The organism is Streptomyces sp. NBC_00102 (assembly GCF_026343115.1).
In the GTDB taxonomy this organism is placed as follows: Bacteria; Actinomycetota; Actinomycetes; order Streptomycetales; family Streptomycetaceae; genus Streptomyces.
The window spans coordinates 1,895,333-1,914,433 of sequence record NZ_JAPEMC010000001.1 but is presented as its reverse complement, the minus strand read 5'-3'; the positions used below and the strand labels follow the sequence as shown (position 1 = coordinate 1,914,433).

Here is a 19,101-nt window from a genome sequence, read left to right as displayed (position 1 = left end):
CCCCTGTCGGAGCCGGGACCGCGCGCGTCCGCGGTCCCGCAGGTCCGCGGCGGTACGCGTGGTGTCCCGGCCGCGACCCCGCGAGGGGCTCCGACCCCGCTGACGGCTACCCTGCCGCGCTCGTGCCACACTTTCCGGCATGCGCGTGTACCTCGGATCGGACCATGCCGGCTACGAACTCAAGAACCACCTCGTCGAGTGGCTGACGGCCCACGGCCACGAGGCCGTGGACTGTGGCCCCCACATCTATGACGCCCAGGACGACTACCCGCCGTTCTGCCTCCGCGCCGCCGAGAAGACGGCCGCGGACCCGGACAGCCTCGGCATCGTGATCGGCGGCTCCGGCAACGGCGAGCAGATCGCCGCCAACAAGGTCAAGGGCGTCCGTGCGGCGCTGGCCTGGAGCGAGCAGACCGCCGCCCTCGGCCGCGAGCACAACAACGCCAACGTGGTGGCCATCGGCGGCCGGATGCACTCCGAGGAGGAGTCCACCAAGTTCGTCGAGATCTTCCTCAACACGCCGTACTCGAACGAGGAGCGCCACACCCGGCGCATCGAGATGCTCGCGGCGTACGAGGAGACCGGCGCGCTCCCGCCGATCCCCGCCCACCACCCGCAGCAGGGCTGACCCGGCCGCCCCGCACCCGCCGACCACCCACCGTGCCGCCCGGCCTCGTCGCCCGGCGGCACGGCCCGTTCCGGCGTCTTCCCGGGTCTTCCGCCTGCCCGCCGCGCGCCCGCCGCCCGTCTTCCGCGCGTTTTCTGTTTGTTTTCCGCCCGTCTTCCGCCCGTCAGGAGAGCGTCCGTGCCCGAGGGACACACGATCCACCGCCTCGCCGCCGACCACCGCGAACGGTTCGCCGGGCGACCGGTGCGCGTCAGCAGCCCGCAGGGCAAGTTCTCCGACAGCGCGGCACTCCTCGACGGCCGGGTGCTCGACGCGGTCGACGCCCACGGCAAGCACCTCTTCCTCGGCTTCGGACCCACCGGCTGGGTCCACATCCACCTCGGCCTCTTCGGGAAGCTCGGCTTCGGCACCGTCCCGGCCCCGCCGCCCACCGACACGGTCCGCCTCCGGCTGCTGGGCGACGACCACTGGGCCGATCTGCGCGGCCCCACCACCTGCGCGCTGATCACCGAGCCCGAGAAGCGGGCGATACACGAGCGCCTCGGACCGGACCCGCTGCGCGGCGAGGAGGACGGGACGCGCGCCTGGCTGCGGATCTCCCGCAGCCGGATCACCGTCGCCGCGCTGCTGATGGACCAGAAGGTCGTCTCCGGCGTCGGCAACGTCTACCGCGCCGAGGTCCTCTTCCGCCACGGCATCGACCCGTACCGCCCCGGCAAGGACCTCAGCCGGGCCGAGTGGGACGCGATCTGGGCCGACCTCGGCCTGCTGATGCGCGAGGGGGTCCGGAACAACCGGATCGACACCGTTCGCCCCGAGCACCTGCCCGAGGCGATGGGCCGCCCGCCCCGCGTCGACGACCACGGCGGCGAGGTCTACGTCTACCGGCGCGACCGCCGCCCCTGCCACGTCTGCGGCACCGACGTCCGCACCGCCGAACTCGCCGCCCGCAACCTCTTCTGGTGCCCCACCTGCCAGAAGCGCTGACCGCGCCGCCGTCCCCCCTGGCAGCGGAAGGCAGCGGAAGGCAGCGGAAGGCCGCGTGCACCCGCTGCCGCACCGTCACCGCCGGGCGTACGCCGGGGGCTTCGCGTACCCCGGTCCGTGCGTATCCACCCCATCGAAAGCATGTTCCCGGATGGCCGCCGGGACGGTCCGGACCAGGCTCCCGGGCCGCCCGGTTCCTCGGTCGTACGCCACGCCTACCAGCGTCTCCACCGGCGGTGCGACCCTATCTCGTACCCCTCCCCACCGGGGTCCCCCTGCACGGGGGGCCGTTCGGTCGATAAGGTCCCGACAATGGCCTCTCGCGGTGGAGTGAACGCGTACATGGCCCGGTGGCGGCGAACGGCCCACCGGGCCCGCATCGCGCTGCGCCGGTCCGGGGTCGACTACTTCCGCGGTGACGGGGCCGACTGGATAGCCTTCGCGGGCCTGCTGCTGACCGTTCCCGCCATCACGTTGGCCACCGTGTGGAACCCGGAATGGTTCTCGCCCACGGCCCTCGTGCTGCCGATCGTCGCCGGTGGCCTGCTGCTCCGCCCCTCCAGTCTGCTCACCCTGTACGCGGTCGCGGCCGGCGCGCTGATCGTCGAGTCCTTCACCCTCGGCACCGCCCCCGCCGATGTCACGGTCACCCCGGGCAACGTGCTCGTGGTCGGCGCCTGCGGCTTCTTCGGACTGGTGCTCGCCCAGTTCCGGGCCCGTGTCGGAGTGCCCTGGCGGCGCGGCGGCACCATGCTCTTCGACCTGCGCGAACGCATCCGGGTCCAGAGCGCGCTGCCCCGGCTGCCGAAGGGCTGGCACTGTGAGATGTCGCTGCGGCCCGCCGGAGGCCAGTCCTTCTCGGGCGACTTCGTCGTCGCGGCCCGCACCCACGGCGGACGCACCCTGGAGGTCGTCCTCACCGACGTCTCCGGCAAGGGCATGGACGCGGGCTCCCGCGCCCTGCTGCTCTCCGGCGCCTTCGGCGGCCTCCTCGGCTCGCTGCCCCCGCACGGCTTCCTGCCCGCGGCCAACGGCTATCTGCTGCGCCAGGACTGGGACGAGGGATTCGCCACCTCGATCCACCTGGTGCTGGACCTGGAGACCGGCGACTACGAGATCCTCTCGGCCGGCCACCCGCCCGCCCTCCAGCTGAACGCCGCGTCCGGGCACTGGGAGGAGAAGGCCGCCGAGGGGCCGCTGCTCGGCGTCTACGGCGGGGCGGAGTTCGACGCGGTCAAGGGCTCACTGGCCTCCGGCGACGTGCTGATGCTCTTCACGGACGGCCTGGTCGAGGCGTCCGACCGGGACATCGCCGACGGCATCGACCGGCTGACCGGCGAGGCCGACCGGTACGTCACCACCGGCTTCGAGGGCGCGGCCTGGCACCTGATCGAGGCGTGCGCGAAGGACGTCAACGACGACCGCGCGCTGCTCCTGCTCTCCCGCCGGGGCTGAGACCGCCGGGCCGGCGAAGTGCCGCTCAGCCCGGCAGCGAGAGACGGTCGCCGTCCCCCGGCCTGCCGGACCTCCCGCCCGGCAGTACCCGCGCGAGCCAGGAGGAACGGCTCGCGGCGAGCGGCGCGAGGACCGCGAGCACCGGGACGTACCCGGCGATGAACGGCGAGAGCCGCTCCTCGAGCCCGGCGGCCGCCGCCATGGTGGCGAGGATCAGCGCGAACTCGCCCCGGGCCAGCAGGGTGGTGGCGATGTTCGCCACGGCGAGGGGGCCGAAGTCGTACACCTTCGCGGTGGCCAGCCCGGCGAGCACGTTCATCGCGGCGGTCAGGGCTACGGCGGCCAGCACCGGCCACACCACGCTCGGCAGGTCGCCCGGGTCGATGGAGAGACCGAAGGCGAAGAAGAAGATCGCGCCGAACGCGTCCCGCAACGGGCTGACCAGCCCCCGGATGCGCCCGCCCGAACTGGTGCCGCCGAGCATCAGGCCGACCATGAACGCGCCGATGGCGTCGGCGACGCCGAACCACTCGGAGATCCCGGCCACGAGGACCGCCACACCGAGGAAGGAGATCACCAGGAGTTCGTCGTTCTCGGTCCGGATCAGCCGGGAGACGGCACGGGTGCCGAACCGGGCCACCAGCGCGAGCACGACCAGGAAGGCGAAGGCCTTCCCGCAGTCCAGCAGGGCCGAACCCAGACTGTCCGCCCCGGACAGGACCGGCTGGAGCGCGGCGAGATAGAGGGCCAGGAACACGTCCTCCACGACGATGATGCCGAGGATCGGCCGGGTCTCCGGGTCTCCGGGTTCCCGAGCCTCCCGAGGTCCACGAGGACCTTGGTGACGATCGCCGAGGACGAGATGCCGAGCACCCCGGCGAGCACCAGCGCCTCGGAGGTTCCCCAGCCCAGCGCGTAGCCGAAGCCGAGACCGCCGCCGACGTTGAGGGCCAGGTAGACACCGCCGGCGATCGTCATCCGGCGCCCGCCCGTCCGCAGGTCGTCGAGGTGGAACTCGAGCCCGAGGTAGAAGAGCAGCAGCACCAGTCCGAGGGCCGCGAGCATCTCCAGGTCGTGCGGGTCCGCCACCAGCACGATGCCGGGCGTGTGCGGCCCCAGGAGCATCCCCGCCAGGATGAACAGCGGGATGGTCGGCAGCCCGATCCTGGCCCCGGCCCGGGCGAGCACGGCAGCGGCCAGAAAAGCGCCCCCCATGGCGATGAGCGTGTCGGCGTGTCCGATGAGCCCGGCCCTTCGGTAGATCGACAAGTCGAGACGAAAGGTAAAGAAGGAGTCAAGGATTCTCCGTACGGACGTTACCGAACTCGCCCCGCGACGGGTGGTGTCCACGAGCGGGCGGGCGGCAGACCGGCCAGGAAGCCGTCCGGACGGGGGTGCGCGAGGCCCTCGGCGTCGGCTCGGCCGGCCAGGTTCCGGCTCTCTGTCCCCGCCCGGCGCCCGCCCGTAGAGTCGGCCCATGCCGGAGCCCTTGCTGACCCTGACCGAGGTGGAGGCGCTCGCCCGCGCCGCGCACGCCGCACAGACCGACAAGGCGGGCCGCCCGTACGCCGAACACCTGGCGGCCGTGGCCGAAGGGGTGCGGGCCGGGGGCGGCGGTCCCGAGCAGATCGCCGCCGCCTGGCTGCACGACTCCGTCGAGGACGGGGTGCTGGGCCGGGAGTGGCTGGACGGCGCACCGCTCACCCCGCACACCAAGGAACTGGTGCTGGCCCTCACTCGGGAGAAGGGCGAGGAACCGGCGGCGTACGCCGCGAGGATTCTCGCCACCCCGGGGGCCCTGCTGATCAAGAAGGCGGACCTCGCCCACAACGCGGACCCGGTCCGCCTGGCGGTGCTGGAGCCGGCGACCCGTGACCGGCTGACCGAGAAATATGCCGATGTACGGCGACTTCTGGGTCTCCAAGTCGATGAATCGATTCCAGACCGAACGAATTCGGCCAACCCTGGCCCGAACTGAGACCGGCCCGGGCCCGAACTGAGACCGGTCCGGGCCGAAGGCCGGGCCGGCCCGGCGTGGAGCGGAGGGCTCAGCGGGCCGGTGTCCCCTCCGCCGCACCGGTCGCGGGGGCGGCGGGGCTCCGGCGGAAGGCCCAGCTCATGTCCGGCTCGGTGGCGAACCGCATCACCCTGCGGACCGGCGGGGTGCACAGCAGCGTGACGGCCGCCGCCGCGGTCACCGTGACGAGCACCAGTCCCGCGGGGCTGGAGAGCCACGCGTTCTCGTCGATCAGCCCCGCGTACTCGGCGCCCCGGATCAGGAAGCCGTGCAGCAGGTACCCGCAGATGGTCCCGGCGCCCAGGGCCGTGAACCAGGTCGTCCGGGACGGCACCCAGGACAGGAATCCGGCGGTGAGCAGAATCGCGCAGCCGAACATCAGCAGCGTCATCATGACGCCGGACCACCAGGGCGCCCCGATCTCCTGGGCGCTGTCACTGCGGTAGAACCAGTCGAGCCGCATGTGCGGGGCCACCGCGTACGCGCACACCAGCGCCCCGGCGAAGAGCGGCAGCGAGAGCAGCCGCACCTCGCGCCGGCGCACCCACGCGAAGTGCTCGGGACGGGCCAGCACGCCCAGGACGAAGAACGGCAGGAACTGCAGCACGCGTTGCAGGTCCAGATCGTCACCGATGCCGGGGCAGACCGAGGCGAGAGCGGCCATGGCGAGGGCGACGGGGAGCGGGTGGCGGAGCGTCCGCCAGAGCGGGGTGGTGAGCCGCCAGATGAGCAGGGCGGCCAGGAACCAGGTCAGGAAGAGCGGGTCGAGCAGCGTGACCGGTGCGTCCGGTTCCCCGCCCGCGTACCGCCTGAACAGCGAATACGCCGTCTCGAAGACCACATAGGGGACCGCGACCCCGGTGACGAGCCGCTTCATCCTGGCCGGGCTCGCGTCGAAGGACCGGGAGAAGTAGCCGGAGACGAGGATGAACGCGGGCATGTGGAACGTGTAGATGACCATGTACAGCGCGCGGGCCGCCCGGCTGTCGCCCATCAGCGGTTCCCAGGAGTGCGCCACGGCCACCAGCACGATGGCCAGATACTTCACATTGTCGAAGTACGGATCGCGCCTTTTGGCCGCCGGAGCGGAGTCCCGCGGCGCCGGCGCGGGTGCCGGGGGAGTCGTGACCGCGGCCGCCGCGGATCGGGGTCCGGACTCCGGGTCCAGGGCCTCCGGCGGGAGCGCGGTCCGCTGTGTACGACTCGGAGCAGAGAACATTCGGAGAACCCGGACCTGTCTTTCGCTTTTTCGTGAAGTGCGTCGGAAGCCTCGCGCCTGCCCCCCGATTCAACGCCGAAACCCCCACGTTATGTCCGCTATGCCGGTTGAGTAACTCCCGAAGGGCGCACATCACCCAGGAATGAAGAGGTGTGAATTACGGCACTCCCTCCGCGCGCATCATGCGCGCGGTCTGTGGGGAGCGAGTGAATCCTTGTGGTGTCCGCGCGGGAGGTCCGCCTCCGTGCGGGGTCCCGCGAACCGGGGCCACCGAATGCCGATCGCCCGCGTGACGGCCCCGCGAGCCGCCCGGCCGGGGGCGCCCGCGGCTCCGGGAGGCTCCGGGCGCAGGGGCGGCGCGAATGGCGAAAACCAGCCAGGTCACTCCGTCAGCACTCGTCGCCCCCACGGGAGTTGATGGCACGATGGGGTGGACGGAGGGCGTGCGACGGAGCGCGCCCCCGGGCCGGCAAGGCGGACCGACCTAGGGTGTGAGCAGTCGTGGCCATTTCGCTGTCTGTGGTGCTGATGTTGGCGATCATCCTGGTGGTGCTGATCCGTGGCGGATCCATCAAGGCCGGACCGGCGATCGTCGCGATTCTCTTCGGGTTCTTCCTGGCGTCGACGGGCATGGCGCCCTCGATCAACAGGTTCATGAACTCCATAGCGGAAACGATCAACCAGATCAGCTTCTGAGCCGGGAGCGTTCGCCGGCGGAGCCCCGCGCGGCGCTGCTCCCGGCCGGCCGGTCCGCGTTCGAAGACCGCCGCGCCGCCGGCCGCCGTCCCCACGGCCGGCGGCGCCGCGTACGGCGGCCGCCCACGGGACTCCCGTGCGGCGGAAGCCCACGCGATTCGCGTACGGCGGACGCCTCCGGTCAACGGCGAAGGCCCGGTGCCGCGTTCCGTGACATCACGGGACGCGGCACCGGGCCTTCGTCATGGAGCGGGCGACGGGAATCGAACCCGCGTAGCTAGTTTGGAAGACTAGGGCTCTACCATTGAGCTACGCCCGCAAGACCGCACCGGTGCCGTGAACGGCCCCGGTTACGAAGAGCATCGTAGCGGGTCGGAGCCGGTGCTCGCACACCCTTACCCGGGGGCGCGCCCCCGGCGGACCGGGAATGCGCCCGGCGCCCTCCGCCCGCTGCCGTAGCCGGAGCGGGCCATCTGCCGCAGGGCCGCCGGAAAGCGGCGGAAGGGCGCCCTTTCTGCATGTACCCTCTGTGTCGCACCGACGGGGTGTGGCGCAGCTTGGTAGCGCGTCCGCTTTGGGAGCGGAAGGTCGTCGGTTCGAATCCGGCCACCCCGACCACCAGGAAGATCGCATTGGGGTAGTCATCCCCCTTGCCGTTACTATGCAAATTGCGTGCCCGTGTGTCTGATGAGCCGGGCCGATCCGCGAAGCCGCCGACATGGCGGCGGGCGGGACCCCCCGAAGTCAGCCACCAAGGAGACCGAACCGTGAAGAGCGCCGTGGAGACCCTGAACCCGACCCGGGTTCGGCTCAGCATCGAGGTGCCCTTCGAGGAGCTCAAGGACAGCCTCGACGCGGCGTACAAGAAGATCAACCAGCAGGTCACGGTGAAGGGCTTCCGCAAGGGCAAGATCCCGGCCCGCGTCATCGACCAGCGGTTCGGCCGCGGTGCGGTTCTGGAGGAGGCCGTCAACGACGCCCTCCCGAAGTTCTACACCGAGGCGGTCAACGAGGGTGAGCTGAACGTCCTCGGCCAGCCCGACGTCGACATCACCGAGCTGAAGGACGGCGAGCTGCTCTCCTTCACCGCCGAGGTGGACGTGCGCCCCGAGATCGAGATCCCGGACTACTCCGGCATCGAGGTCACCGTGGACGCCCTCGAGGTCAGCGACGAGGACATCGAGAAGGCCGTGGAGCAGCTCCGCGAGCGCTTCGCCTCCACCAACCCGGTCGAGCGCGCCGCCGCCGAGGGTGACGTCGTGACGATCGACCTGCAGGCCAAGGTCGACGGCGAGGTCCTGGAGGACGGCGTGGCCGACGGTGTCTCGTACACCATCGGTTCCGGCGAGCTCCTCGAAGGCATCGACGAGGCCGTCAAGGGCCTGGAGGCCGGTGGCGAGGCCACCTTCACCTCCGAGCTGAAGGGCGGCTCGGCCGAGGGCAAGGAAGCGGAGGTCACCGTCAAGGTCACCGCCGTCGCCGCCCGTGAACTGCCCGAGCTGGACGACGAGTTCGCCCAGATGGCGAGCGAGTTCGACACGCTGGAGGAGCTGCGCGCCGACAGCCGCAAGCGCCTGGAGAACACCAAGCAGTACGACCAGGCCACCCAGGCCCAGGAGCGCGTCCTCGAGGAGCTGCTGAAGCTCGCCGAGGTCCCGATCCCGGAGAAGCTGCTCGCGGACGAGATCAACACCCGCAAGCACAACCTGGAGCACCACCAGCTCGGCCAGATGGGCCTCGACCTGGCGAAGTTCCTGGAGATCCAGGGCAAGACCGTCGAGGAGTTCGAGGCCGAGACCTCGGAGCAGGCCGTCAAGGGCATCAAGACCCAGTTCCTGCTGGACGAGATCGTCAACAAGGAGAAGCTGAACGTCAACCAGGAGGAGCTCACCGAGCACCTCATGCGGCGCGCTGCTTCCTCCGGCATGAGCCCCGACCAGTTCGCCCAGGCCGTCGTCGAGGGTGGCCAGGTGCCGATGCTCGTCGGCGAGGTCGCCCGCGGCAAGGCGCTCGCGCTGGTCGTCGAGGCCGCGAAGGTCACCGACACCAACGGTGAGATCGTCGACCTGGAGGACGAGGAGGAGACCGAGGAGGAGACGGCCGAGGCCGCCACCGAGTCCGACTCCGACGAGGCCTCGGCCGAGGAGAAGACGGAGGCCTGAGCCTCCCGCTGATCCGCACGACGGGCCCCGGACGCATCACGCCGTCCGGGGCCCGTCGTCGTATCCGCCCGGGCCGTACGCCCCGTGTGCCCGGCCCCGGACGCCCGCAAGGCTCCCGGGGGCCCCGGGAGCGCCGTCGTACGCCCCCGGGGGCCACGCCCGCACCGAGGGCCCGTACGCTCCCCGTAGGGGGCTCGCGGCCCGCTCCGGCGCGTCCGCGACGAACCCTCAGAACCCTTGTGCGCACTGCGTACCTTGCGCTCCCAGCGAACAGTTATGGAAGCGGGATGGTCTTGTTCCACCTGCGCGTTAGGGTCCATGAAGAGGAAGGGTCGGGTAGTCCCGGCCCGCCCGGTACGAAGACGCTGAGACGGCCGGAGCCGTCAGAGACGAGCAGGTGGATACGTGACGAATCTGATGCCCTACGCCGCCGGAGAGCCGTCCCTCGGTGGTGGCCTCGGCGACCAGGTCTACAGCCGACTGCTCGGCGAGCGCATCATCTTCCTCGGTCAGCAGGTCGACGATGACATCGCCAACAAGATCACCGCACAGCTGCTGCTCCTTGCCGCCGACCCGGACAAGGACATCTACCTCTACATCAACAGCCCCGGCGGCTCGGTGACGGCCGGCATGGCGGTCTACGACACCATGCAGTACATCCCGAACGACGTCGTCACCATCGGCATGGGCATGGCGGCCTCCATGGGCCAGTTCCTGCTCACCGGCGGCGCCGCGGGCAAGCGCTTCGCGCTTCCCAACACCGACATCCTCATGCACCAGGGTTCGGCCGGCATCGGCGGTACCGCCTCGGACATCAAGATCCAGGCCGAGTACCTCCTGCGCACCAAGAAGCGGATGGCGGAGATCACCGCCCACCACTCCGGCCAGACCGTGGAGACGATCATCCGCGACGGCGACCGCGACCGCTGGTACACCGCGGAGGAGGCCAAGGAGTACGGCCTCATCGACGAGATCATCACGTTCGCGTCGGGCATCCCGGGCGGCGGCGGCACCGGTGCCTGATCCGGCTCACCCCGGACGGCCCCGCTTCCGCACACACCTCTCGTAACGCCATGAACGTGCGCCGAGAAACCAGCCCACAGAACGCCACCAGGATGGTGAACACCCACATGAACAACTTCCCCGGCGCCTCCGCGAGCGGCCTCTACACCGGCCCGCAGGTGGACAACCGCTACATCGTGCCGCGCTTCGTGGAGCGCACCTCGCAGGGCGTGCGCGAGTACGACCCCTACGCGAAGCTCTTCGAGGAGCGCATCATCTTCCTCGGCGTGCAGATCGACGACGCGTCGGCCAACGACGTCATGGCGCAGCTGATGTGCCTGGAGTCGATGGACCCGGACCGGGACATCTCGATCTACATCAACAGCCCCGGCGGCTCGTTCACCGCGCTCACCGCGATCTACGACACGATGCAGTTCGTGAAGCCGGACATCCAGACGGTCTGCATGGGCCAGGCGGCCTCCGCCGCCGCGGTCCTGCTCGCCGCCGGCACCCCCGGCAAGCGCATGGCGCTCCCGCACGCGCGGGTGCTCATCCACCAGCCGTCCTCGCAGACCGGCCGCGAGCAGCTCTCCGACCTGGAGATCGCGGCCAACGAGATCCTCCGCATGCGGACCCAGCTGGAGCAGATGCTGGCGAAGCACTCGACCACCCCGCTGGAGAAGATCAGCGAGGACATCGAGCGCGACAAGATCCTCACCGCCGAAGAGGCGCTGGCCTACGGTCTGGTCGACCAGATCGTCTCCACCCGCAAGACTTCGGCCGGAGCCGTGGTCTGACGTCGGCCTTTTCCCCTTGGCGCGGACACGCGGCCGGTTTCCGGACGTGTGAACCGTGCCAAGGGGGGCCCGAACGGGGGGCCAGGCAAGGTACCGTCGAAGAGAGGCACCAGGAGTCGCTGAACCAGGCGTCTCCCAGGCGAAGGGGAAGCACCTCGTGGCACGCATCGGTGATGGCGGCGACCTGCTCAAGTGCTCGTTCTGCGGAAAGAGCCAGAAGCAGGTGAAGAAGCTCATCGCGGGACCCGGTGTGTACATCTGCGACGAGTGCATCGATCTCTGCAACGAGATCATCGAGGAGGAGCTCGCCGAGACCTCGGAAGTGCGCTGGGAAGAACTTCCCAAGCCGCGCGAGATCTACGAGTTCCTGGAGGGGTACGTCGTCGGGCAGGAGCCCGCGAAGAAGGCCCTCTCGGTCGCGGTGTACAACCACTACAAGCGGGTCCAGGCCGGGGAGAACGGCGGTGGCTCCAGTCGCGAGGACGCGATCGAGCTCGCCAAGTCGAACATCCTCCTGCTGGGCCCCACGGGTTCCGGCAAGACGCTGCTCGCGCAGACGCTGGCCCGCATGCTCAACGTCCCGTTCGCCATCGCCGACGCGACGGCGCTGACGGAGGCCGGCTACGTCGGCGAGGACGTCGAGAACATCCTGCTGAAGCTGATCCAGGCGGCCGACTACGACGTCAAGAAGGCCGAGACCGGGATCATCTACATCGACGAGATCGACAAGGTCGCCCGCAAGAGCGAGAACCCGTCGATCACGCGCGACGTATCGGGCGAAGGCGTGCAGCAGGCGCTGCTGAAGATCCTGGAGGGCACCACCGCCTCCGTACCGCCGCAGGGCGGCCGGAAGCACCCGCACCAGGAATTCATCCAGATCGACACGACGAACGTCCTGTTCATCGTGGGCGGCGCCTTCTCCGGACTGGAGAAGATCATCGAGTCCCGGTCCGGCGCCAAGGGCATCGGTTTCGGCGCGACGATCCGCTCCAAGCTGGAGATCCAGGCCAGCGACCAGTTCCAGGAGGTCATGCCGGAGGACCTGGTGAAGTTCGGGATGATCCCGGAGTTCATCGGCCGTCTCCCCGTCCTCACCTCGGTCCACAACCTGGACCGCGAGGCGCTGCTGCAGATCCTCATCGAGCCGCGCAACGCCCTGGTGAAGCAGTACCAGCGGCTCTTCGAACTCGACGGTGTGGAGCTGGACTTCGAGCGCGAGGCGCTGGAGGCCATCGCCGACCAGGCGATCCTGCGGCAGACCGGCGCCCGCGGCCTGCGCGCCATCATGGAGGAAGTCCTCCAGTCCGTGATGTACGAGGTCCCGTCCCGCAAGGACGTCGCCCGCGTGGTCATCACCCCGGACGTGGTCCGCAACAACGTGAACCCCACGCTGGTCCCGCGCGAGCCGCGCACGATCGGCAAGAACGACGGCGGCAGGCACGAGAAGTCCGCGTAGCCACGCCCGCCAACACACGAGAGGGCGCCCGGCCGACGGCCGGGCGCCCTCTCGTGTTCCGCGGATCAGGCCTTGGTGCGGGAGGTGGCGTAGAGCTTGGCGGCGAGGGCCGCCGTCTCGTCCTGGCTCATCGGCTTGTTGGTCATGGCGCCGCCGACGTCGAACCCGACCACGATGCCCACGGTGCTGTAGTCGGCCCAGATGCATATGGGCATCGTCATCTCCTTGGGGCCGTTCTCCACGGTGCCGTCGCCACCCTCGTTCGCGACCTTGGAGTCCTGGCACTTCATCAGGGCCCCGTCGAAACCGGCGGGCTCGACCTTCTTGGGGCTGCCGACGAGCGTGCCCGTGCCGTCCTCGTCCGACGCCGCCGTCTTCTGGGCGCTCAGGAACGAACCGTCGATGGCCTTCTCCGGGTCCGAGATCTCGCCCCAACCGCCCTGGAAGAGGAGCAGCTTGGTGGTGAGCGGGTTCTTCTCCAGATCGCCGCTGACGTACTGCGTACCGACCTGGTGGGGGTCCTTCATCCCCAGCGCCTCGGCCTCGGTCTTGTCCTTTCCGGTCAGCGCCTTCCCCGGCTCGTCCTCCGAGGTGTCCCGCTTGTAGTCCTCCACCGAGGCCGGCGGTGTGATCTTGTACCCCTTGGTGGAGTCCGCCACGTCGCTGTTGCCGCCCGAGGTCAGCAGGTAGGCGCCGCCGGCGACGACGGCCAGCGCCACGACGACGGCCGTCACGATCAGGCCGGTCCGCTTCTTCTTCGGCTGCTGGAACGGCGGCACGCCCGGCTGCCCCGGGTAGGCCGGCTGGCCTCCGTACGGGGGAGTGGGCGGCTGCTGCCCGTACGGGTTCGGCTGCTGGCCGTACGGTCCGGGCTGCTGGCCGTAGGGGCCGGGCTGCTGGCCCTGCGGGTAGCCGTACCCCTGCGCGGGCGGGGCCGGAGGCTGCTGCGGAGGGACACCCTGGGGGGCCTGCTGGGGGTAGCCGTAGCCGGGCTGTCCGCCCTGCGGCGGCTGGCCGTACGGGTTCGGCTGCTGGCCGTACGGTCCGGGCTGCTGGCCGTAGGGGCCGGGCCCTCCCTGCGGCGGCTGGCTGCCGTACGGCCCCGGCTGGTCGTTGCTCATGGTGCTGTCCCCTCCAGAATGCTTATGCGTTCCGAACATCCTGTCGGAAGCCGTCCCCGCGTGGGACACCAGCAGGCACACCGTTACCGAACAAACCGGTTTCGGAGCAGGACCGTGACGGCCCTAAACTGTGTCCCGTGACCGAGAACTCATCGCATGCGCCAGCCAGCAACCCCGAACTGCCGACCCAGTACGCGCCGGCCGAGGTAGAGGGGGAGCTGTACGAGCGCTGGGTAGAGCGCGGTTACTTCACGGCGGACGCCACGAGCGACAAGCCCCCGTACACCATCGTCATCCCGCCGCCGAACGTCACGGGCTCCCTGCACCTCGGCCACGCGTTCCAGCACACGCTGATGGACGCCCTCACCCGCCGCAAGCGGATGCAGGGGTTCGAGACGCTGTGGCTGCCGGGCATGGACCACGCCGGCATCGCCACCCAGAACAAGGTCGAGCAGCAGCTCGGCGAGGAGGGCAAGTCCCGCCACGACCTGGGACGCGAGGAGTTCGTCGAGCGCGTCTGGCAGTGGAAGGAAGAGTACGGCGGCAAGATCCTCGGCCAGATGCGCCGCCTCGGCGACGGCGTCGACTGGTCCCGTGAGCGCTTCACCATGGACGAGGGCCTCTCCGCCGCCGTCCAGACCGTCTTCAAGAAGATGTACGACGACGAGCTGATCTACCGCGCCGAGCGCATCATCAACTGGTGCCCGCGCTGCCTGACGGCCATCTCGGACATCGAGGTCGACTACCAGGACGACGACGGCGAACTGGTCTCCATCCAGTACGGCGAGGGCGAGGAGACGCTGGTCGTCGCCACCACCCGCGCCGAGACGATGCTGGGCGACACCGCGGTCGCCGTCCACCCGGACGACGAGCGCTACACGCACCTCGTCGGGAAGCGGATCAAGCTCCCGCTCACCGACCGCACGATCCCCGTCGTCGCCGACACCCATGTCGACCCGGAGTTCGGCACGGGCGCCGTCAAGGTGACCCCGGCGCACGACCCGAACGACTTCGCGATCGGCCAGCGCCACGGCCTGGAGTCGCTGACCGTCATGGACGAGCGGGGCGTCATCACCGTCCCCGGTCCGTTCGAGGGCCTCGACCGCTTCGAGGCCAGGTCCGCCATCGTCGGCGCGCTGCGCGAGCAGGGCCGCATCGTGGCCGAGAAGCGTCCGTACGTCCACTCCGTCGGACACTGCTCCCGCTGCCGCACGACGGTCGAGCCCCGGCTCTCCCTCCAGTGGTGGGTCAAGGTCGAGACCCTCGCCAAGGACGCCGGTGACGCGGTCCGTGACGGCCGGGTCGCGATCCACCCCAAGGACATGGAGAAGCGGTACTTCGACTGGGTCGACAACCTCCGCGACTGGTGCATCTCGCGCCAGCTCTGGTGGGGGCACCGCATCCCCGTCTGGTACGGCCCCGAAGGCCAGGTCGTCTGCGTCGGTCCCGACGAACAGCCGCCCACGGGCGAGGGCTGGACGCAGGACACGGACGTCCTGGACACCTGGTTCTCCTCCGGCCTGTGGCCGTTCTCCACGCTGGGCTGGCCCGAGAAGACGCCGGACCTCAAGAAGTTCTATCCGACCGACGTCCTCGTCACCGGCCACGACATCATCTTCTTCTGGGTCGCCCGGATGATGATGTTCGGCCTGTACGTCATGGACGGGGAGGTCCCGTTCAAGACGATCGCCCTCACCGGCCTCGTCCGCGACGAGCGCGGCAAGAAGATGTCGAAGTCCTTCGGCAACGTCGTCGACCCGCTGGACTGGATGGACACGTACGGCTCCGACGCCGTCCGCTTCACCCTCGCCCGGGGCGCGAACCCCGGCACGGACGTCCCGATCGGCGAGGACTGGGTCCAGGCCTCCCGGAACTTCGCCAACAAGATCTGGAACGCCACCCGCTTCGCGATGATGAACGGCGCGACCGTGGAGGGAGACCTCCCGCCGGCCGACCAGCTCTCGGCCACCGACCGCTGGATCCTGTCCCGCCTGAACAAAACGGTCTCCGCCGCCGACGCGTTCTACGAGGACTTCCAGTTCGCCAAGCTCAGCGACGCCCTCTACCACTTCGCGTGGGACGAGGTCTTCGACTGGTACGTCGAGCTGTCGAAGACCACGTTCTTCGCCGGCGGCGAGCAGGCCAAGGTCTCCGGCCGGGTCCTCGGCGAGGTCCTCGACGTGACGCTGCGGCTGCTCCACCCGATCGTGCCGTTCGTCACCGAGACGCTCTGGACCACCCTCACGGGTGGCGAGTCCGTCGTCGTCGCCGAGTGGCCGAAGGACTCCGGCTTCCGCGACGACGCGGCCGAGGCCGAGATCGCCCTGGTCCAGCAGGTCGTCACCGAGGTCCGCCGCTTCAAGGGCGACCAGGGTCTCAAGGCGGGCCAGAAGGTCCCCGCCCAGCTGACCCTGACCGGTACGGCGCTGACCGCGCACGAGGCGGCCATCCGCCAGCTGCTGCGCCTCCAGCCGGCCGAGGAGGGCTTCCACGCCACCGCCACCCTGCCGGTGGCCGGCGCGCAGGTCGCCCTCGACCTGTCCGGGGCCATCGACGTCGAGGCCGAGCGCAAGCGCCTCACGAAGGACCTGGGCGCCGCCGAGAAGGAGAAGGCGCAGGCCAACGGCAAGCTCGGCAACGAGGCGTTCCTCGCCAAGGCGCCGGACAACGTGGTCGAGAAGATCCACGCCCGGCTCGCCAAGGCCAACGCCGACATCGAGCGGATCAACGCCCAGCTGGCGAACCTGCCGCAGGGCTGACGACCCGGGCGAGGCCCCCGTACCCCCGCGACCAGGGGTGCGGGGGCCTCGCCGTGTCCCGGAAAGCCCCGGGCTCCCGGCCCGGGCGCGGGCGCTGCGCACGATGTCCGCGCCGATCCGTAGACTGGCCCCGTGAGTGAGCCCCGCCCTTCAGACCGGCACGACGCGTCAGAGTCCGACGACACCTTCGCGGAGATCGTGGACGAAGCAACCCAGCGCGACCCCGACCTGGCGGTGATCGAGGCCGGGAGCCGCACCCTGCGCACCCAGTCCGGGCCGCCCGTGTCCGACGCGCCCCCGGCCACGCCCGAGGACCCCGAGACCGCCGAGGCGCTGCGCGCCGTGGAGCAGGAGCTGGCCGGGCGCTGGGGTGAGACCAAGCTCGAACCCTCCGTGACCCGGATCGCCGCCCTGATGGACGTGCTCGGCGAGCCCCAGCGCGCGTACCCCTCCATCCACATCACCGGTACGAACGGCAAGACCAGCACGGCCCGCATGATCGAGGCCCTGTTGAACGCCTTCGACCTGCGCACCGGCCGCTACACCTCGCCGCACGTCCAGTCGATCACCGAGCGGATCAGCCTGGACGGCTCCCCGATCGCCCCCGAGCGGTTCGTCGAGACGTACGAGGACATCAAGCCGTACGTCGAGATGGTCGACGCCCAGCAGCCGTACCGCCTCTCCTTCTTCGAGGTGCTGACGGGCATGGCGTACGCGGCCTTCGCCGACGCGCCGGTCGACGTCGCCGTGATCGAGGTCGGCATGGGCGGCACCTGGGACGCCACCAACGTGATCGACGCGAACGTCGCGGTCGTCACCCCGATCTCGCTCGACCACACCGACCGGCTCGGCAACACCCCCGCCGAGATCGCCGGGGAGAAGTCCGGGATCATCAAGCAGGGCGCGACGGTCGTCCTCGCCCAGCAACCGGTGGACGCCGCGCAGGTGATGCTCAAGAAGGCCGTCGAGGCCGACGCGACGGTGGCCCGCGAGGGCATGGAGTTCGGTGTCGTCTCCCGCGAGATCGCGGTCGGCGGCCAGCTGCTGACGCTGCGCGGACTGGGCGGCCCGGCCTCCGAGTACACCGACGTCTTCCTCCCGCTGTACGGCGCCCACCAGGCGCACAACGCGGCCGTTGCGCTCGCCGCGGTGGAGGCGTTCTTCGGGATCGGCGGCGAGCAGACCCGCTCGCTCGACATCGACGCGATCCGCACGGCCTTCGCCTCGGTCCGCTCGCCGGGCCGTCTGGAGGTGGTCCGCTCCAGCCCGACCGTCGTCCTGGACGCCGCCCACAACCCGGCGGGTGCCCGTGCCACCGCCGAGGGGCTCTCCGAGGCCTTCGGCTTCTCCCGGCTCATCGGTGTCGTCGGCGCCAGCGACGACAAGGACGTGCGCGGACTCCTCGAAGCCTTCGAGCCGATCTTCGCCGAGGTCGTCGTCACCCAGAACTCCAGCGCGCGGGCGATGGACGCCGACGCCCTGGCCGCCGTCGCGGTGGAGGTCTTCGGCGACGAGCGCGTCCAGGTGGAGCCCCGGCTCGACGACGCGCTGGAAGCGGCGATCACCCTCGCCGAGGAAGAGGACGAATACGCGGGCGCCGGCGTGCTGGTGACCGGTTCCGTGATCACGGTCGGCGAGGCCCGGCTGCTTCTGGGAAGGGGCTGACCCCCGTGCGTACGCTCTGCGCGTCGACGCTGATCGGTGAGTTCTTCGTGATCGGCTTCGCCGGACTCGTCGCGATGAAGTCCGACGACCTGACGGCGGGGACCGTCTGGACCGTGTGCGGCATCGGCATGCTGCTCTCCGTACTGCTCTGCGGCATGATCGGCCGCCGCGGCGGTGTCGCGCTGGGCTGGGCACTCCAGATCGCCCTCGTGGTGAGCGGCGTCTTCGTCCCGGTGATGTACTTCCTCGGTGTCGCCTTCGCCGCCCTGTGGTGGGCGTCGGTGCACTACGGCCGGAAGATCGACGAGGCGAAGGCCCGCTGGGCGGCCATGGAGGCCGGGTCGGACACGGCCCCGGCCGCCGGCTGACCCTGCGGGGCACATGCCCACCCCTGAGCTTGACCCTGTGTAACCCCACCCGTCGGGGTCCAGGCCCGTCCCTGTAATCTCGCTCTCCCGCACCCCGTCACTCGCAAGGAGCCGCTCCACATGACCCAGCGCACCCTCGTTCTCCTCAAGCCGGACGCGGTCCGGCGCGGGCTGATCGGTGAGATCGTCGGCCGCATCGAGCGCAAGGCCGGCTGGCGGATCACCGCCCTGGAGATGCGCACGCTCGACGGGGACACGCTGGAAGCCCACTACGGCGAGCACAAGGGCCGCCCGTTCTACGAGCCGCTCGTGGAGTTCATGGCCTCCGGTCCGGTCGTGGCTCTGGTCGCCGAGGGTGAGCGGGTCATCGAGGGCGTCCGCGCTCTGGCCGGCCCGACCGACCCGATCGCGGCCGCCCCCGGTTCCGTCCGCGGCGACTTCGGGACGATCACCCGCGAGAACCTCATCCACGCCTCGGACTCCGAGGAGTCCGCCGAGCGAGAACTGAAGCTTTTCTTTCCGGGTCTGTCCTGACGGTTGATCGGCCAAACAGCGCTGGTGACCCGGGGCGACCGAATTAATTCGGTCGCCCTTCGGTATACGTGGTCCGATCGCGGGAACGCATCCCACCGACGTAACGTCACCATAGGTGGAGCGGGTCGTCGTTCCACCCGGTAAGGCGAATGCCCCTCGCGCTGTGTCTGTGCACCCGGCACTACGATGGAAGCTTCCACACCCGCAGCGCGCCGGATTCGCCGACCAGATCCAG

The 19,101-nt window shown here is 70.2% G+C and carries 15 protein-coding genes, 2 tRNA genes and 1 pseudogene; 14 read left to right on the top strand and 4 right to left on the bottom strand.

From position 1 onward, the window contains the following. Positions 1 to 139 precede the first annotated feature (139 nt). The 3 genes from OHA55_RS08480 (at position 140) to OHA55_RS08470 (ending at position 3,070) form a co-directional block, all read left to right on the top strand. Complete coding sequence (locus OHA55_RS08480; RefSeq protein WP_266704327.1) at positions 140 to 628, top strand: ribose-5-phosphate isomerase; 489 nt, start codon at positions 140 to 142, stop codon at positions 626 to 628. Positions 629 to 805: 177 nt separating this feature from the next. Continuing rightward, on the top strand, positions 806 to 1,615 hold the full coding sequence (locus OHA55_RS08475) for an Fpg/Nei family DNA glycosylase (RefSeq protein ID WP_266704325.1): 810 nt from the start codon (positions 806 to 808) through the stop codon (positions 1,613 to 1,615). Positions 1,616 to 1,927: 312 nt separating this feature from the next. After that, a complete protein-coding gene (locus OHA55_RS08470) occupies positions 1,928 to 3,070 on the top strand; it encodes a PP2C family protein-serine/threonine phosphatase (RefSeq protein ID WP_266704323.1) in 1,143 nt (380 codons plus the stop codon). A 25-nt stretch (positions 3,071 to 3,095) separates the two neighbouring features. On the opposite strand, the pseudogene OHA55_RS08465 reads toward OHA55_RS08470, so the two are convergent. Then, positions 3,096 to 4,285 (bottom strand): annotated as a pseudogene (locus OHA55_RS08465) (cation:proton antiporter). Positions 4,286 to 4,547: 262 nt separating this feature from the next. Here OHA55_RS08465 and OHA55_RS08460 point away from each other — a divergent pair. Beyond that, positions 4,548 to 5,048: an HD domain-containing protein gene (locus tag OHA55_RS08460; RefSeq protein ID WP_266704321.1), complete on the top strand. Its 501-nt coding sequence runs from the start codon at positions 4,548 to 4,550 to the stop codon at positions 5,046 to 5,048. A 70-nt stretch (positions 5,049 to 5,118) separates the two neighbouring features. Here the strand turns inward: OHA55_RS08460 and OHA55_RS08455 are convergent, their stop codons facing one another. Further along, complete coding sequence (locus OHA55_RS08455) at positions 5,119 to 6,306, bottom strand: acyltransferase family protein (RefSeq protein ID WP_266704319.1); 1,188 nt, start codon at positions 6,304 to 6,306, stop codon at positions 5,119 to 5,121. Positions 6,307 to 6,807: 501 nt separating this feature from the next. Here OHA55_RS08455 and OHA55_RS08450 point away from each other — a divergent pair. After that, positions 6,808 to 7,002 (top strand): hypothetical protein, encoded by a 195-nt coding sequence (locus OHA55_RS08450; protein ID WP_266704317.1) that lies wholly within the window; start codon positions 6,808 to 6,810, stop codon positions 7,000 to 7,002. Positions 7,003 to 7,247: 245 nt separating this feature from the next. Here the strand turns inward: OHA55_RS08450 and OHA55_RS08445 are convergent. Further along, a tRNA-Gly gene (locus tag OHA55_RS08445) sits at positions 7,248 to 7,321 on the bottom strand. 222 nt (positions 7,322 to 7,543) lie between these two features. Between OHA55_RS08445 and OHA55_RS08440 the strand changes: the two genes are divergently transcribed. From OHA55_RS08440 to clpX, 5 genes are all read left to right on the top strand, one after another. After that, positions 7,544 to 7,620: transfer RNA gene (locus OHA55_RS08440), tRNA-Pro, on the top strand. Between the two features lie 149 nt (positions 7,621 to 7,769). After that, positions 7,770 to 9,164: a trigger factor gene (gene tig, locus OHA55_RS08435; protein WP_266704315.1), complete on the top strand. Its 1,395-nt coding sequence runs from the start codon at positions 7,770 to 7,772 to the stop codon at positions 9,162 to 9,164. 417 nt (positions 9,165 to 9,581) lie between these two features. Next, positions 9,582 to 10,187 carry an ATP-dependent Clp protease proteolytic subunit gene (locus OHA55_RS08430; RefSeq protein ID WP_266710486.1) on the top strand — a complete coding sequence of 202 codons (606 nt, stop codon included), beginning with the start codon at positions 9,582 to 9,584 and terminating at the stop codon, positions 10,185 to 10,187. Positions 10,188 to 10,279: 92 nt separating this feature from the next. Next, on the top strand, positions 10,280 to 10,963 hold the full coding sequence (locus OHA55_RS08425) for an ATP-dependent Clp protease proteolytic subunit (RefSeq protein WP_323180468.1): 684 nt from the start codon (positions 10,280 to 10,282) through the stop codon (positions 10,961 to 10,963). A 157-nt stretch (positions 10,964 to 11,120) separates the two neighbouring features. Then, complete coding sequence (clpX, locus tag OHA55_RS08420; protein ID WP_266704313.1) at positions 11,121 to 12,419, top strand: ATP-dependent Clp protease ATP-binding subunit ClpX; 1,299 nt, start codon at positions 11,121 to 11,123, stop codon at positions 12,417 to 12,419. A gap of 65 nt (positions 12,420 to 12,484) precedes the next feature. On the opposite strand, the gene OHA55_RS08415 is transcribed toward clpX, so the two are convergent. Continuing rightward, a complete protein-coding gene (locus OHA55_RS08415; protein ID WP_266704311.1) occupies positions 12,485 to 13,540 on the bottom strand; it encodes a hypothetical protein in 1,056 nt (351 codons plus the stop codon). 137 nt (positions 13,541 to 13,677) lie between these two features. Here OHA55_RS08415 and OHA55_RS08410 point away from each other — a divergent pair, with 137 nt between their 5' ends. The 4 genes from OHA55_RS08410 to ndk all read left to right on the top strand — a co-directional run bounded on the left by OHA55_RS08410 (position 13,678) and on the right by ndk (position 18,866). Continuing rightward, complete coding sequence (locus OHA55_RS08410; RefSeq protein WP_266704309.1) at positions 13,678 to 16,299, top strand: valine--tRNA ligase; 2,622 nt, start codon at positions 13,678 to 13,680, stop codon at positions 16,297 to 16,299. Between the two features lie 132 nt (positions 16,300 to 16,431). Then, positions 16,432 to 17,964, top strand: coding sequence for a folylpolyglutamate synthase/dihydrofolate synthase family protein (locus tag OHA55_RS08405; protein WP_266704307.1), 1,533 nt, complete (start codon positions 16,432 to 16,434; stop codon positions 17,962 to 17,964). Between the two features lie 5 nt (positions 17,965 to 17,969). Continuing rightward, positions 17,970 to 18,332 carry a DUF4233 domain-containing protein gene (locus tag OHA55_RS08400; protein WP_266704305.1) on the top strand — a complete coding sequence of 121 codons (363 nt, stop codon included), beginning with the start codon at positions 17,970 to 17,972 and terminating at the stop codon, positions 18,330 to 18,332. 120 nt (positions 18,333 to 18,452) lie between these two features. Continuing rightward, positions 18,453 to 18,866 (top strand): nucleoside-diphosphate kinase, encoded by a 414-nt coding sequence (ndk, locus tag OHA55_RS08395; protein WP_266704304.1) that lies wholly within the window; start codon positions 18,453 to 18,455, stop codon positions 18,864 to 18,866. The last annotated feature ends 235 nt before the right edge of the window (positions 18,867 to 19,101 follow it).